The sequence below is a fragment of the Stenotrophomonas sp. 86156_Sma genome (assembly GCF_056481625.1).
On the sequence record NZ_CM151157.1, the window covers coordinates 606,915 to 622,250 of the forward strand.

Here is a 15,336-nt window from a genome sequence, read left to right on the forward strand (position 1 = left end):
CCAGGCGCGGCGCCAATGGTGGCAGTGCCCGACTGGATGCAACAGGCCAAGATGGCGCCTGGACAGGCCTGTTATCTGGACATCATTGAAGGTGCGAGGCATGGTGCGGACGGTTGGTCCCTGCCGCGCACGGCGTCGACGCGTGCGGTAGGGTGGGCGGTGGACGGCAGCGTAGTCCAGCAGCCTGACGCTTACCTTGAACTACGCAATGAAGCAGGTGCCTCAATCTATTTCAAGGCAGTGCGTTCGGAACGGCCTGACGTCAGCGACAGTCCGCGATTTTCCGAAACCCGCCCAGTCAACGCTGGACTGACGGTTCCATTGGAGCTGGTGACGCTGGCTCCAGGCCGTTACGTCCTGTCACTGGTGGTGGGTGACGGTCCGAGCGCGGGCCGTTGCGCTTTTGAGGCGGAGACGGTGCTGTCCATCCAATGAAGTTGATTCCGTCCATGGGGTGCTCGCTTCGGATCACCTATTTACGTGAGCGGCTCGGCCCTGTACTTGGCCAGATGCTGAAGTTCGGTGTCATTGGCGGCGTACAGTTGGTGATCGATTGGGCATTGTTCGTGGTCCTCTCGTGGGGCGGTACACCTCTGGTGGCTGCCAATCTCGTGGGACGCGTGGGGGGGGCCGCCTTCGGTTTCTGGCTCAACGGCAAATACACATTCACCGACGGAAAGAATGTTGCCAGGTTGAGCCGGACGCAGGGGCTGCGTTTTGCAATGACCTGGGTGCTGATGAGCCTGTTGAGTTCGGGCCTTGTCTGGGTGGTCGGTCATCATGCGGGCATCGGCTGGGCATGGATCGCCAAACCCGCCTGCGATCTTCTACTTGCCCTGGCAAGTTTCTTCATTTCCAAGCACTGGATCTATCGATGAGTGTCCCATCTTCCGCTATCGTTGCTGTGGTCATTCCCTGCTACAAGGTGAAACGGCATATCCAGTCAGTGGTGGCGTCCGTCGGCCCAGAGGTCCACACCATCTACTGTGTGGATGATGCCTGCCCGGAGGGCAGCGGCGACTTCATCGAAGCGAATGTCAGCGATCCACGTGTCCGGGTCCTGCGCCACGCGGTCAACCAAGGAGTTGGTGGCGCGGTGATGACAGGGTATCGCCAGGCCATCTCTGACGGCGCAGCGGTGGCGGTCAAGATCGATGGCGATGGTCAGATGGACCCAACACTGCTGCCACAGTTCATTGCGCCCATCCTGCGCGGTGAGGCTGACTACACTAAGGGGAACCGGTTCTGGGATCTGCGCCAGATCAAGCAGATGCCCTTGCTGCGCCGCGTGGGCAACCTTGGATTGAGTTTCATGTCAAAGGCTTCGTCCGGTTACTGGGACCTGTTCGACCCCACGAATGGCTATACGGCGATCAGCCTGCCAGTGGCGAGCCACCTGCCGATGGAGCAGATCAGCAGGCGCTACTTCTTCGAAACCGACATCCTGTTCCGGCTAAATACGATGCGGGCGGTGGTGGTTGACATCCCCATGGATGCCCTCTATGGAGATGAAGAAAGCGGGTTGAAGGTCGGCAAGATTCTCGGAGAGTTTGCCTTCAAGCACGCCCGTAATACGTTCAAGCGTATAGGCTACAGCTACTTCCTGCGTGATCTTTCGGTGGCTTCGTTCGAATTGGTCGCTGCGCTGGCACTCCTGTTGTTGGCACTGGTCTTTGGCGGCTGGCACTGGTGGGAGTCAGCACAGAATGGCGTTCCCACTCCATTGGGCACGGTCATGATTGCCACTGTAGCCGCAGTGTCCGGCCTGCAGTTCCTGTTGGCATTCGTAGGCTATGACATTGCATCGGTACCGCGTCGCCCATTGACAGGAGTCCTGGTTCCAAGGCGCCAGGCATAGTTCCCTATAATCGGCCACCGGGGACATCCGGACTCGCCCGTGGCAAGTCCGGATTACCACTTGCGTATCAACCGAACCAGAACAGAGGCACCAATGGATATCCGCCCAGCCGGTACTGCTCCCGAACTCCTCCGGCACTATCAGGCGATTTTCGCCAAGTGCTTCCCGCAGGCAACCCACTTGGACAGGGTCTATCTGGAGTGGTTGTACGCGCATAATCCAGCAGGCCCTGTAATCGGCTTGGACGCCTGGGACGGCGAACGATTGGCCGCGCACTATGCCTGCATTCCTGTGCAAGCCGTGGTCGATGGAAAAGTCTGCCGGGTCATGCTTTCGCTCAACACGGCGACGGATCCGGACTACCAGGGACGAGGCCTTTTCACCAAGCTGGCTGACGGAACCTACGCTGACGGTGCAGCTCAGGGCATGGCAGGCATTTACGGTGTTGCCAATGCAAACTCAACGCCGGGCTTCCTGCGCAAGTTGGGCTTCGACCTGGTCGGCCCGCTGGACGCCAAGATCGGTGTTGGTTCGTTGTTGCCTGAAGCGCCGGCCAACAAACAGGACGACGTCCAGTTCCGACGGGAGTGGGACCAGCGATCATTGCAATGGCGATGCGCGAATCCAAAGCGAGGCTATCGTCTGGCGCGTTCAAGCACGGGGCGGCTGTCTGCATCCGCGTCCACGGGCAAGTTCATGCTCTCAGCGTTCGCAGAGCTGCCAACCCCGATTGACGGCGTGCAGACGGCATCGGCGCCACTTGGTCTGCGTCTTCACTTGGGTCTCGTACCCCGATCGATGGGGGCGCTCAAAGGAGCATGGCGGGAGTTGCCTGCGCGCTTCCGCAGTAGCCCGTTGAACCTGATCTACCGTGCACTGGATGAGCGAGTAAAGGCTCCAGCAAGTGGCAGCGTGCTGTTCAGCGTGCTCGACTTCGATGCGTTCTGAGTCTCGGGGGAGGGGCCCGGTCCTGTTCCTTCTGGCTCATCCAGATGATGAGTTCGGCGTCTTCCCATGGATCGAGCAGGCCATGGCGGAGGGGGAGGCAGATCCATCTGGCCTGGATGACCGATGGCGGCTGGGGTGGGCAGGACATCCTGCGCAGACAGCATGAGAGTGAGAAGGTGCTGACGGCACTGGGAGTTCCGCTCACGTCCATGTGCTTCCTGGGGGCGCAGCACGCCTTTGCTGACGGTGGCCTGTGTAACCAGCTGGATCCCGCCATTGAAGCGCTGCGCGCCCACTATGCGGGTGCCAGCCTCGACGAGATCATCGTACCTGCTTGGGAGGGAGGGCATCCTGACCATGATGCTTCGCATCTTGCGGGCCTGGCTCTCGCTACCGAGTTGGGGGCGGCGCTGTTTCAGTACACGCTTTACCAGGGTGAGGGGCTTCCTGGTCCTGTGTTTCGGGTACTTTCGCCCATGGCCCGAAATGGCCCATTGCTGCCGATTTCTGTCGGTATCGGCCAGCGCTTGCGCTGCATTCTGGCCTGCCTGCAGTTCCGCTCGCAGTGGAAGAGCTTCGTTGGCCTGCTTCCCTTCTATGCGTTGAAGCTGTGCTTCAGTCGCCATCCTTTCGTGCTGCAACCCGTCTTGCCGCAGCGCACCGCGGAGCGGCCGCATCCCGGTCCATTGTTGTATGAACGCCGCGGTGGTCCTGGTTGGGAAGAATTTGCTGCACGAACCGCGCCTTACCGTCATCGGTAAGGCGCGGCGGGTTTTCATACAGGTGCGCGCCCGTACTGATCCTCAAAGCGCACGATGTCATCTTCGCCGAGATAGCTGCCCGACTGCACTTCGATCAGTTCGAGTGGCAGCTTGCCGGGGTTTTTGAGCCGGTGGGTTACACCCAGTGGGATGTAAGTGCTCTGGTTCTCGGTCAGAAGAATGACTTCGTCGCCGCGGGTCACCTCTGCAGTTCCGCTGACCACGATCCAGTGTTCGGCACGATGGTGATGCATCTGCAGGCTGAGCGTGGCCCCCGGGTTGACTGTGATCCGCTTGACCTGGAACCGGGCGCCATTGTCGATGGAATCGTACGCGCCCCATGGGCGGTACACCTTGCGGTGTGCTGCTGCCTCACTGCGCCCCTCGCGCTTGATGCGGCCAACGATCTCCTTGACGTCCTGCACGCGATCCTTGTGCCCCACGAATACAGCGTCGTCGGTCTCAACGACAACGACGTCCTGCAGGCCGACCATGGCGATCAGGCGGCTGCCGTAGGCGTAACTGTCCTTGCAATCCAGTGCGATCACATCGCCGTGGCAGGCGTTGCCATCGACGTCCTTATCGGAGACCTCCCACAAGGCTGACCATGAGCCGACATCGTTCCATTCGGCATCCAATGGCACGACAGCAGCGTCGGCGGTCTTTTCCATCACGGCGTAGTCAATGGAGTCATTTGGGCTGGCTGCGAACGCATCGGCGTCCAGGCGGACGAAGTCATTGTCGCGCGAGGCCTTTTCAAGCGCGACGCGGCACGCTGCCAGAATCGCCGGCTGCAGGATCTCCAGCTCCTTCAGATAGCGTGAGGCCTTGAACAGGAACATGCCGCTGTTCCAGTAGTACTCACCCGAGGCAACATATCGCTCGGCCGTCGCCAGATCCGGTTTCTCGACGAAACGGTCAACGGCATGCACGCCTTCGCCAGCGGCGGCTTTGATGTAGCCATAGCCGGTTTCCGGCGAGGTGGGCACAATACCGAAAGTCACCAGCTTGCCCGTCTCAGCTGCTTGCGCCGCGAGCAGCACCGCAGAGTGGAACGCGGCTTCATTACGGACGACATGGTCCGATGGAAGTACCAGCAGTAGGGCATCATCGCCGCCGGCGAGCGCCTGAAGCGCTGCGATCGCGATGGCTGGCGCGGTGTTTCGGCCAACCGGTTCAAGGATCAGAGCCTGCGGCGCGATATCGCATTCGCGAAGCTGCTCGGCTGCCATGAAGCGATGCTCCTGGTTGGCTACCACGATGGGCGCGGCGCCAGCGATCGAGGCAACACGCTTCCAAGTTGCCTGTAGCATCGTGTCGCTGCCGACCAGCGGCAGGAACTGCTTCGGATAGGCTTCGCGCGACAGCGGCCACAGACGGGTGCCCGAGCCGCCAGAAAGGATGACGGGGACGATGGGAGTCATACGTGTGGGGTCCTCTTCAATGATTGGCTGGCGTGCCGCCAATCAGGGCGGTCAGCTCGCGGGTGCGATCCTGCAGCAGTGCTTTATCGCCGCGGGTCTCGATGTTCAGGCGAAGCAGCGGCTCGGTATTGGAGCTGCGCAGATTAAAGCGCCACTTGGCAAAGTCGGCGCTAATGCCGTCGGTATGGTCCAGGACAGGATGCTGGGGCTCGAAATGTGCCAGCACACGCGCGACTGTAGTCTTGGCATCATCCACACGGAAGTTGATCTCACCGCTGCACGGATAAGCCTCCATGCGGTCGGCCACAAGCTCACCCAGCGACTTCCCGGTGCTGGAAACCAGTTGTGCAATCAGTAGCCAGGGAATCATGCCCGAATCGCAGTATGCGAACTCGCGGAAATAATGGTGCGCGCTCATTTCGCCGCCGTAAATCGCGTCTTCGGCGCGCATGCGCTCTTTGATGAAGGCGTGGCCGGTTTTGCTCATGATCGGCGCGCCACCTGCCTGCTCGACCATTTCCACGGTGTTCCAGGTCAGGCGAGGATCGTGGATGATCTTTCCTCCTGATTGGCGGGCGAGCAGGGCCGTGGCCAGCAGGCCGACCAGATAATAGCCCTCGATGAAGTTGCCTTCCGCATCAAAGAAGAAGCATCTGTCGAAGTCGCCATCCCAGGCGATGCCGAAGTCTGCACCATGCGCGCGCACGGCATCGCGGGTCGCCGCACGGTTTTCCGGCAGCAGCGGATTGGGAATGCCATTGGGGAAGTTGCCGTCCGCTTCGTGCTGGATGCGGATGAACTCGAACGGCAGATGCGGCGCCAGTTCGTCGATCACCAGGCCGGCGCCGCCATTGCCGGGGTTGGTGATGATCTTCAGCGGCTTCAGGCTGGCCACATCGACATAGCCCAGCAGGTGCTGGATATAAGCGGCCTTGTCGACATCCCGGGTGATGGTGCCATGGCCGTTGCCCAGCGGTGCGTCGGACGCCGCGAAATCGCGGATGTCGAACAGACCGGTGTCGCCACTGATCGGCTTCGCGCCGTCGCGGACCAGCTTCATTCCGTTATAGTCCATCGGGTTGTGGCTGGCGGTCACCATGATGCCACCGGCAGCCTGGCGGTGGAACGTCTGGAAATAGACTTCTTCCGTGCCGCACATGCCGATATCGATCACGTCGCGGCCACTAGCCGTCAGTCCCTCGATGGCTGCCTGCAGTAGGGCGGGGCTGCTCAGGCGGATGTCGTGCCCTACCACCACCGGTCCCGGGCCCAGCAACGCGGCAGTGCCTGAGCCGATGCGGCTGGCAAGGCGTTCATCCAGTTCATCCGGAACGCGGCCACGGATGTCATAGGCCTTGAAACACGGAAGCGTCATCAATGCAGTCCTTACGCGGGTTGACCACGGATTATAGCGACAGGTACTGCAAGGACGGGGGATCCAGGCCGGCGTCCCTGCAGGCCCCAAGGTAGGTTGAGATGCCACGTAACCCTTTGATTGCGTGGCATCTTTCAGGTTTTCTCAGCTCAGTGCTGTTTCCAGCTCCGGCAGGATCGTGAACAGATCCCCCACTAGGCCGATGTCGGCGATCTCAAAGATCGGCGCATCACCGTCCTTGTTGATCGCGACGATCGTGCCGGCGTCCTTGATGCCGGTCAGGTGCTGGATCGCACCACTGATGCCGACCGCCACATACAGTTCCGGTGCGATGATCTTGCCGGTCTGGCCGACCTGCAGGTCGCTGGGAACGTAGCCGGCATCGACCGCGGCGCGCGAGGCGCCGACGGCGGCACCGAGCTTGTCGGCCAGCTGGAAGATGACCTTGAAGTTCTCTTCCGAACCGACGCCACGGCCACCGGAAACCACGCGCTTGGCGCTCTGCAGGTCCGGGCGGTCGCTGGCACCGGCGGCCAGGCCGACGAAGCGGGTGTGGGTCGGCAGGGCAGCGTCGACGCTGGCTGCTTCAACGGTGGCATTGCCACCCTGGGCGGCTTCCGGCCACGAGGCGGCACGCACGGTGGCGACCACGATCTGGTCGGCCGGGGCTTCCACGGTGATGATCGCGTTGCCAGCGTAGATCGGGCGCTTGAAGGTGTGGCTGCCTTCAACGCTCATCAGGTCGGAGACCTGGTTGACGCCGAGCAGGGCGGCCACGCACGGCATCAGGTCCTTGCCGAAGGTGGTCGACGGGCCGAATACGTGGGTGTAGCCCTTGGCCAGCTGTGCGATCTGCGGCGCCAGCACCTGGGCGATGGCCTGCGCGTTGGCCGCGTTGGCGACGGTCAGGACCTTGGCGACCCCAGCGATCTTCGCGGCTTCAGCGGCGACAGCGGCCGGATCGGCGGCCAGCACCAGCACGTCGATGCTGGCACCGCTGATGGCGGCGGCGGCGCTGACGGTCTTGGCGGTGGCGGCATTGAGCTTGCCGTCGTGGTGCTCGGCGATGACGAGAATCCTGCTCATTACAGCAACCCCTTCTGCTTGAGTGCGGCAACCAGTTCGGCCGCGTCCTTGACCATCACACCCTTGCTGCGCTTGGACGGCGCGGCGTACTGGGTGGTCTTGAAGGTGTCGGCGGCTTCAACGCCGAGGTCGGCCAGCTGCATGGTCTCCAGCGGCTTGGCCTTGGCCTTCATGATGTCCGGCAGCTTGATGAAGCGCGGTTCGTTCAGGCGCAGATCGGTGGTGACCACGGCCGGCAGATCCACTTCCAGCGTTTCCAGGCCGGCGTCGACTTCACGGGTCACCGTGGCCTTGCCATCGGCAATTTCGAGCTTGCTGGCGAAGGTCGCCTGCGGGCGGCCCCACAGCGTGGCCAGCATCTGGCCAGTCTGGTTGGCGTCGTCGTCGATGGCCTGTTTGCCGAGGATCACCAGATCCGGCTGCTCCTTTTCGATCAGCTTGAGCAGGGTGCGCGACGCGGTCAGCGGCTGGATCGCCTGGTCGGTGACGACGTGGATGGCACGGTTGGCGCCCATGGCCAGGCCGTTGCGCAGGTGCGCCTGGGCGTCGGCCGGGGCGATGGTGGCAACCACGACTTCGCTGGCGATGCCCTTGTCGCGCAGGCGCAGGGCTTCTTCCAGAGCGATTTCATCGAAGGGGTTGGGGGACAGCTTGACGCCGTCGGTGACCACGCCGGAACCGTCCGGCTTGACCTGAATGCGGACGTTGTAGTCCACCACGCGCTTGTACGCGACGAGGATTTTCATCTGGTACGGGGTCCTTCAATAACGGGGAGAACGTCCGGTCCTGGAGCAGCAACCGGTTCGGGGGTGGGACCCCGATTCTAGCTGGCTTGGGGTGACCATGCGAATGCGTATGGTGGGGGCTCCGGCTGTTGCGATGCAGCAATGCAGTCGGCCTGAGTTCACTTGTGTGATCGCGTGTTACCGGAGGCCCGTTGTATCCTTCAACGTTGCATTGTCGTGGCCATGAAGGCCCCGTCTCACGAATCACGATCAGGAGAACAGGTAGTGCCCACATGGCTTGTCACCGGCGGCGCCGGATTCATTGGCGGTAACTTCGTTCTCGAGGCTGTCGCGCGCGGCGTCAAGGTCATCAACCTCGATGTGCTGACCTACGCTGGCAACCTGAAGACCCTGTCCAGCCTGGACGGCAATCCCAGCCACCTGTTCGTGCAGGGCGACATCGGCGACCGCGAACTGGTCGCCCGACTGCTGGCCGAGCATCAGCCGGATGCGGTCGTGAACTTTGCCGCTGAAAGCCACGTTGACCGCTCCATCGATGGTCCCGGCGCCTTCATCCAGACCAATGTGGTGGGCACCCTGGGCCTGCTGGAAGCGGTCCGTGACTACTGGAAGGCGCTGCCGGCCGAACAGGGCGCGGTGTTCCGCTTCCTGCACGTGTCCACCGACGAGGTGTACGGCACCCTGGGCGAAACCGGCAAGTTCAGCGAAACCACCCCGTACGCCCCGAATTCACCGTATTCGGCGTCGAAGGCGGCTTCGGACCATCTGGTACGTGCGTTCCACCACACCTATGGGCTGCCGGTGCTGACCACCAACTGTTCGAACAATTACGGCCCGTACCACTTCCCCGAGAAGCTGATCCCGCTGGTGATCGCCAAGGCGCTGGCTGGCGAGCCGCTGCCGGTGTACGGCGATGGCAAGCAGGTGCGCGACTGGCTGTTCGTGTCCGATCACTGCGAAGCGATCCGTACCGTGCTGGCCAAGGGCCAGGTCGGCGAGACCTACAACGTCGGCGGCAATTCGGAAAAGCAGAACATCGAAGTGGTGCAGGCCATCTGCGCGCTGCTGGATGCGCGTCGTCCGCGCGAAGATGGCCAGCCGCGCAGCAGCCAGATCACCTACGTCACCGATCGCCCCGGTCATGACCGCCGTTATGCGATCGATGCTTCCAAGCTGAAGAACGACCTGGGCTGGGAGCCGGCCTATACGTTCGAGCAGGGCATCAGCTTCACCGTCGACTGGTACCTGGACAACCAGGAATGGGTCAACGGCGTGCTCGACGGCAGCTACCTACTGCAGCGCATCGGCACCACGGCCTGAACCCGGGAGACAACATGACGCAGCGCAAGGGCATCATCCTCGCCGGTGGCTCCGGCACCCGGCTGTATCCGATCACCAAAGGCGTCAGCAAACAGCTGCTGCCGGTGTACGACAAGCCGATGATCTACTACCCGCTCAGCGTGCTGATGCTGGCGGGCATCCGTGAAGTGCTCATCATCAATACCCCGCACGAGCAGGCGCTGTTCCAGCAGCTGCTGGGTGATGGTTCGCAGTGGGGCATGGACATCCAGTACGCGGTGCAGCCGAGTCCGGATGGCCTGGCCCAGGCCTACCTGATCGGTCGCGACTTCGTCGCCGGCAAGCCGAGCTGCCTGGTGCTGGGCGACAACATCTTCCACGGCCACGGCCTGCGCGAGGTGCTCAAGCGTGCCGATGAGCGCGTGGACGGTGCGACCGTATTCGGCTACTGGGTGAACGACCCGGAGCGTTACGGCGTGGCCGAGTTCGACACGAGCGGCAAGGTCATCGACCTGGTGGAGAAGCCGGCGAACCCGCGCTCGAACTATGCGGTGACCGGCCTGTATTTCTACGACGGCAACGCCAGCGATTACGCGGCTGAACTGAAGCCGTCGCCGCGTGGCGAACTGGAGATCACCGATCTCAACAAGCGCTACCTGGCCGAGGGCAACCTGCACCTGGAAGCACTTGGCCGTGGCTATGCCTGGCTCGACACCGGCACCCACCAGTCGCTGCTGGAAGCCTCCAACTTCATCGAGACCATCCAGACCCGCCAGGGCCTGCAGGTGTGCTGCCCGGAAGAAATTGCCTTCGGCAAGGGCTGGATCAACGCCGAACAGCTGGAAGCGCTGGCTGCACCGCTGATCAAGAATGGCTACGGCCAGTACCTGCATAAACTCGCGCTGCGTGGAGTCGTTCCGTGAAAGTGATTGAAACCAAGCTTGCCGGCTGCAAGATCATCGAGCCAGCCGTGTTTGGCGATGCGCGTGGCTATTTCTTCGAAACCTGGAATGCAGAGCGCTTCGCTGCGCTGGGCTTGCCGGACCGCTTCGTGCAGAGCAACGTATCGACGTCCGCAAAGGGCGTGCTGCGTGGCCTGCATTACCAGTGGCCGCGCCCACAGGGCAAGCTGGTCAGCGTGCTGGAGGGCGAGGTCTATGACGTCGCCGTGGACATCCGTCGTGGCTCGCCGACCTTCGGCCAGTGGGAAGCGGTGGTGCTGAGTGCGGAAAACAAGAAGCAGTTCTGGATTCCAGAAGGCTTTGCGCACGGTTTCGCCGTATTGTCCGAGCGTGCGGTGTTCAGCTACCTGTGCACCGAGGTCTACCTCAAGGACTTCGACGCCGGCGTGCGCTGGAACGATGGCGATATCGCAGTGGATTGGCCGATCAGTGCGCCGACCCTGTCGGCCAAGGACGACACCGCGCCCTTCCTGAAGGACATTGCCGAAGACCGCCTGCCGGTCTACATCCCGTGACGGTGCTGGTGTTCGGCGGCAATGGCCAGGTCGGCCAGGAGCTGCTGCGCGCGCTGGCGCCGCTGGGCAAGGTGGTCGCAACGACCCGCAGCGGGCAACTGCCCGACGGAAGTGCCTGCGAAACCGCCGATTTCGGCCAGCCCGACAGCCTGCCGGCATTGCTGGATCGCCTGCAGCCATCGGTGGTGGTCAACGCGGCCGCCTACACGGCGGTTGATCGTGCCGAGCAGGATGCCGAGGCCGCCTTCGTCGCCAATGCGCAGGCGCCGGGCATGATCGCGCGCTGGTGTGCGGCGCACGGCGTGCCGTTCGTGCATTACTCCACCGACTACGTGTTCGATGGCCAGGGCAGCGCGCCCTACCGCGAAGACGAGCCTACCGCGCCATTGGGCGTGTACGGCACCAGCAAGCGCGATGGCGAGGATGCGGTTCGCGCGGCCGGCGGTCGTCATCTGATCTTCCGCACGGCGTGGGTATACGCCTCGCATGGCGCCAATTTCCTGCGCACGATGCTGCGGGTGGGCGCCGAGCGCGACCAGTTGCGTGTGGTGGCCGATCAGATAGGCACGCCGACACCGGCTGCGCTGATTGCCGATGTCACTGCGCAGGCACTGCAGCATCCGGGGCAGCTGTCCGGCATCTGGCATCTGACGGCCAGCGGTCAGACCAGCTGGCACGGGTTCGCCGAGGCGATCTTCGCCGAAGCGCTGGCGACCGGCGTGTTGGCGAAGGTGCCGACCGTCGAGGCGATTCCCAGTTCCGAGTACCCGACCCCGGCCAAGCGCCCGGCCTGGTCGGTGCTGGACAACCGCAAGCTGCAGCAGGATTTCGGCATCGTGCTGCCGACATGGCAGGATGGTCTGAAGCAGGTGATGGCGGAAGTGGCGCCCGCCTGAAGATTGCAGTGCTCTACCAGGGCGGAAAAGGTTAGAGCTCAGATCCGGCGACGTACCCTGCGCGACGCTGGTGGTTTTCCCGGCAACGGCGCCAGCAGCGCCTGGACGTCTTCCTCACTGAAGCGTGGACCCGTGCTGCCGCCGCCTTCCAGAATCGATTCCGCCAGCAGGGCCTTGCGTTCCTGCAGCTCGGCAATCCGTTCTTCGATGCTGCCTGCGGCGATCAGCCGGTAGACGAACACCGGCTGCTGCTGGCCGATGCGGTGGGCGCGGTCACTGGCCTGGTTTTCGGCCGCCGGGTTCCACCAGGGATCGAAGTGGATGACGGTGTCTGCAGCAGTCAGGTTCAACCCGACGCCACCGGCCTTCAGGCTGATCAGGAACACGGGTACCTCGCCCTGCATGAAGCGCTGCACCGGTGTGGCCCGGTCCTGGGTATCGCCGGTCAGCGTCACATAGGCCAGCCCGAGCTCCTCCAGCGCCTGCGCGATCAGCGCCAGCATGCCGGTGAACTGCGAGAACACCAGGATCCGCCGGCCTTCCTCGACCATCGACGGCAGCATGTCGCGCAGCAGCTCCAGCTTGGCCGAGCCGGCATTGCGTGCAGGGGCGTCGCCCGGCAGCAGGCGCGGATCGCAGCAGACCTGGCGCAGCTTCAGCAAGGCATCCAGCACCACGATATGGCTGCGCGCCAGCCCGCTGCCGCTGATGGCTTCGCGCACCTGCTTTTCCATCGCCGCACGCACGGTTTCATAGAGATCACGCTGGCCACCCTCCATCTCCACCGCGCGGGTAATGAGGGTCTTGGGCGGAAGCTCTGACGCGACCTGATCCTTGCGCCGGCGCAGGATGAAGGGGCGCAGACGCTGCGCCAGCAACGTGGCGCGACGGTGGTCGCTGCCGCGTTCGATCGGATGGCGCCAATGCTGGTTGAACTGTTTCTCGCTGCCGAGCAGGCCGGGCAGCAGGAAATCGAACTGCGTCCACAGTTCGCCCAGATGGTTTTCCAGCGGCGTACCGGTCAGGCACAGGCGATGGCGGGCCTGCAGCGTGCGCAGGGTGACCGCCGCACGCGATTTCGGATTCTTCACCTGCTGGGCCTCGTCGAGGATCAGCAGATGGTAGGCATGTGCCTGCAGCGCCTGCTCGTCGCGCCACAGCAGGGGATACGTGGTCAGTACAAGATCGTGCTCGGGGATCGCCTCGAACAGCACTTCACGTGCCGGTCCGTGCAGGGTCAGTACGCGCAGGCCCGGGGTGAAGCGTGCCGCTTCGCTCTGCCAGTTGTGCAGCAGCGAGGTCGGCACCACCAGCAGCGCCGGCCGGTCCAGGCGGCCACTTTCCTTTTCGACCAGCAGATGCGCCAGTGTCTGCAGGGTCTTGCCCAGCCCCATGTCATCGGCCAGCACCCCGCCCAGCCCCTGCTGGCGCAGGTACTGCAGCCACGACAGGCCCTCCAGCTGGTAGGGACGCAGCGTTGCCACCAGCCCCGCCGGTGGCGGCACTTCGCCCAGTGCGGGTGCCTGCATCAGCCGCTGCACCAGCGCCTGGGTATCCTTGCGGCCCCGGAACTGCAGGCGCGCCGTGTCCTGCAGTGCCTGCAGGCGGCCACGGTCAAGCGCTGACAAGCGCAGCGGCGCGCCACGCTGGGCGAACAGGTCCGCCAACAGGGCCATGATCGGCTTCAGTCGTGCGGCCCGCAGTGCCAGGCGGGTGTTGTCGCCTGCCATCAACAGGACGTTCTCGTCGTCGCCGATGGCGTCCAGCTGGCCACGCATCCAGCGGGGATCGGACTGCAGCACCTGCTGCAGCAGCGGAACCATCGATACGTTGCGGCCTTCCACCTGGATGTCCAGACCCAGGTTGAACCAGCCCGCATCCGTCGGGTCCGCCTGGATGTCCAGGTCGATCTCATCCACCCGGGTGATGCGATGGCGGAAATCGTCGTCCGTCTCCACCTTCCAGCCCAAGGCTTCCAGGCGCGGCACGTCATCCAGCAGGAACCGTGTCCAGTCATGGGTGCGCAGCTGGAACTGCGGGCCAGCGCCGTCCAATGGCGCCCGCGGGTCCGTGTCGCGATACAGTCCCACCGTGCGCAGCTCGGCCTCGCGCCGTGATTCCTCAGCCAGGTCACGGGGCAGCAGGGCGAGCTGGCCCTCCGGATCGAGTGCGAACAGGCTCGGATCATCCAGGAACCGCACGTGCTCGTCGTACTCGAAGGCCACGGTCGCGATATCGGCCCATTGCGATGGGTCGCGGCGGCCGAGCCACGCCGGCCGGAACTCAATCGTATGCAGGCGCAGCACGGGGATCATCGCGCTGATCTGCAGGGTGGGCAGTGTGTCGCTTGCACCGGGGCGCGGCAGGGCAGGGTCGATCTGTTGCAGCATCTGTGCGACCACCGCTTCTTCGTTGGGTAACAGATTGGGCAGGCTCAGGAAGGCGTCGGCGTCCTCGGCCCTGACATCCAGCAGCAGCGGACCGACCTCGCCGGTGACCGGGTCCAGATAGCACGCACTCCGGCCCAGGACCACGCCTCTGGCGCCGCCTTCCACGCTCAACGTGGGTTCCAGCAGCGTCGCGCCCTGCGTCATGCCAACGGTCCAGCCCAGTTCGCCGCGGCGTGGAGCTCCTGACCGGGCCGGCACGTCGCCGTGCGTACCGCAGGAGACCCAGCCATGGCCGCTGGAGACGATCAACTGCAGGGTGGCCGCGAAGTCGATCCATTCGTCCTTCGTCGCGGGCTGCCGTTGGGTGCGTAGCTGGATCATCACCGCCAGATCAGTCGGCGTGAGATAGGCCGGAGGATCCAGCAGCAGGTCCGCGGTGATATCCATCCACTTGCCTGTGCTGATCGCACCATCGGTCCCGTACTTGACGCGCCGGACCAGCACGGCGGGGTGGTGGTTGTAGGTGGACAGTTCGAAGATGACACCGTTCCGGCGTGGCTGGGCCGGCCGGATCCGTGCGCTCTGCCAACGCGAAAGCTCTGCCAGCAGTTCAGGACGCGGCGGTTGCGTCAGGTCCTGTTCGGTCAGGGGGCTCTCGTCGTCCATGGCAAGCGAATCCAGCATGTACGAGACCAGCACCGCCGCCACATGCTTGCAGGTGCGGCCGACGGGGCAGGAACAGGCACTCTGCAGGCGGCTGCGCGCGGTACGCGTACTGGCCGTCAGATCGATCTCCACGTAGTAGGGATGCCTGGCCGAACCCTGTACCTCGGCCGTCAGCAGGCCATCGCGAAGTTGCCGGTTGCGCACGCCACCCAGGCACTGCTCGCTTTTCTGCAGTGTCCATTCGTCGATCCAGCGGAACAGGTCTTCGTCTGTGAAGGTCGGCGTCATCGTAGATCGAGGGGCGTAGGCGCTGAAGCACCCTTCTGCGTGGAATCGCCCATTCTACCCAATGCTCGCCTGGTGCTCCGTCAATGCTGCGGCGCATCCAGGCCCTTCGCCGCCCTCCAGCT

Annotated in this window: 14 protein-coding genes; 9 read left to right on the plus strand and 5 right to left on the minus strand. The window is 63.6% G+C overall.

From position 1 onward, the window contains the following. Positions 1 to 15: 15 nt before the first annotated feature. The 5 genes from ACZK33_RS02730 to ACZK33_RS02750 all read left to right on the plus strand — a co-directional run bounded on the left by ACZK33_RS02730 (position 16) and on the right by ACZK33_RS02750 (position 3,567). Positions 16 to 435: a hypothetical protein gene (locus tag ACZK33_RS02730; RefSeq protein ID WP_423174475.1), complete on the plus strand. Its 420-nt coding sequence runs from the start codon at positions 16 to 18 to the stop codon at positions 433 to 435. After that, positions 432 to 878: a GtrA family protein gene (locus tag ACZK33_RS02735; RefSeq protein ID WP_423174476.1), complete on the plus strand. Its 447-nt coding sequence runs from the start codon at positions 432 to 434 to the stop codon at positions 876 to 878. The genes ACZK33_RS02730 and ACZK33_RS02735 overlap by 4 nt, the downstream gene beginning before the upstream one ends. After that, positions 875 to 1,858: a glycosyltransferase family 2 protein gene (locus tag ACZK33_RS02740; RefSeq protein ID WP_423174477.1), complete on the plus strand. Its 984-nt coding sequence runs from the start codon at positions 875 to 877 to the stop codon at positions 1,856 to 1,858. Before ACZK33_RS02735 ends, ACZK33_RS02740 begins: the two co-directional genes overlap by 4 nt. A gap of 93 nt (positions 1,859 to 1,951) precedes the next feature. Next, the gene (locus ACZK33_RS02745; protein ID WP_423174478.1) at positions 1,952 to 2,806 is read left to right on the plus strand and encodes a GNAT family N-acetyltransferase; all 855 of its coding nucleotides are present in this window, start codon (positions 1,952 to 1,954) and stop codon (positions 2,804 to 2,806) included. A 116-nt stretch (positions 2,807 to 2,922) separates the two neighbouring features. Then, positions 2,923 to 3,567: a PIG-L deacetylase family protein gene (locus ACZK33_RS02750; RefSeq protein ID WP_478454086.1), complete on the plus strand. Its 645-nt coding sequence runs from the start codon at positions 2,923 to 2,925 to the stop codon at positions 3,565 to 3,567. A 14-nt stretch (positions 3,568 to 3,581) separates the two neighbouring features. Here the strand turns inward: ACZK33_RS02750 and ACZK33_RS02755 are convergent, their stop codons facing one another. From ACZK33_RS02755 to ACZK33_RS02770, 4 genes are all read right to left on the minus strand, one after another. Then, the gene (locus ACZK33_RS02755) at positions 3,582 to 4,991 is read right to left on the minus strand and encodes a mannose-1-phosphate guanylyltransferase/mannose-6-phosphate isomerase (protein ID WP_423174480.1); all 1,410 of its coding nucleotides are present in this window, start codon (positions 4,989 to 4,991) and stop codon (positions 3,582 to 3,584) included. 16 nt (positions 4,992 to 5,007) lie between these two features. Then, complete coding sequence (locus ACZK33_RS02760) at positions 5,008 to 6,366, minus strand: phosphohexomutase domain-containing protein (protein WP_423174495.1); 1,359 nt, start codon at positions 6,364 to 6,366, stop codon at positions 5,008 to 5,010. Positions 6,367 to 6,510: 144 nt separating this feature from the next. Continuing rightward, positions 6,511 to 7,452, minus strand: a complete 942-nt coding sequence (locus ACZK33_RS02765; RefSeq protein WP_423174481.1) for an electron transfer flavoprotein subunit alpha/FixB family protein — start codon at positions 7,450 to 7,452, stop codon at positions 6,511 to 6,513. Then, the gene (locus ACZK33_RS02770; RefSeq protein ID WP_423174482.1) at positions 7,452 to 8,198 is read right to left on the minus strand and encodes an electron transfer flavoprotein subunit beta/FixA family protein; all 747 of its coding nucleotides are present in this window, start codon (positions 8,196 to 8,198) and stop codon (positions 7,452 to 7,454) included. Before ACZK33_RS02770 ends, ACZK33_RS02765 begins: the two co-directional genes overlap by 1 nt. A gap of 264 nt (positions 8,199 to 8,462) precedes the next feature. Here ACZK33_RS02770 and rfbB point away from each other — a divergent pair, with 264 nt between their 5' ends. Genes rfbB through rfbD form a run of 4 tightly spaced genes read left to right on the plus strand, consistent with a single transcriptional unit; the run spans position 8,463 to position 11,870 of the window. Further along, positions 8,463 to 9,518, plus strand: a complete 1,056-nt coding sequence (gene rfbB, locus ACZK33_RS02775) for a dTDP-glucose 4,6-dehydratase (protein ID WP_423174483.1) — start codon at positions 8,463 to 8,465, stop codon at positions 9,516 to 9,518. Positions 9,519 to 9,532: 14 nt separating this feature from the next. Next, positions 9,533 to 10,420, plus strand: a complete 888-nt coding sequence (rfbA, locus tag ACZK33_RS02780; RefSeq protein ID WP_153856245.1) for a glucose-1-phosphate thymidylyltransferase RfbA — start codon at positions 9,533 to 9,535, stop codon at positions 10,418 to 10,420. Next, positions 10,417 to 10,974 (plus strand): dTDP-4-dehydrorhamnose 3,5-epimerase, encoded by a 558-nt coding sequence (rfbC, locus tag ACZK33_RS02785; protein ID WP_423174484.1) that lies wholly within the window; start codon positions 10,417 to 10,419, stop codon positions 10,972 to 10,974. The genes rfbA and rfbC overlap by 4 nt, the downstream gene beginning before the upstream one ends. Then, positions 10,971 to 11,870 carry a dTDP-4-dehydrorhamnose reductase gene (gene rfbD / locus ACZK33_RS02790; RefSeq protein WP_423174485.1) on the plus strand — a complete coding sequence of 300 codons (900 nt, stop codon included), beginning with the start codon at positions 10,971 to 10,973 and terminating at the stop codon, positions 11,868 to 11,870. Before rfbC ends, rfbD begins: the two co-directional genes overlap by 4 nt. A 38-nt stretch (positions 11,871 to 11,908) precedes the next feature. Here rfbD and ACZK33_RS02795 read toward each other — a convergent pair whose 3' ends face one another. Beyond that, a complete protein-coding gene (locus tag ACZK33_RS02795) occupies positions 11,909 to 15,214 on the minus strand; it encodes a DEAD/DEAH box helicase (protein WP_423174486.1) in 3,306 nt (1,101 codons plus the stop codon). Positions 15,215 to 15,336: the final 122 nt, after the last annotated feature.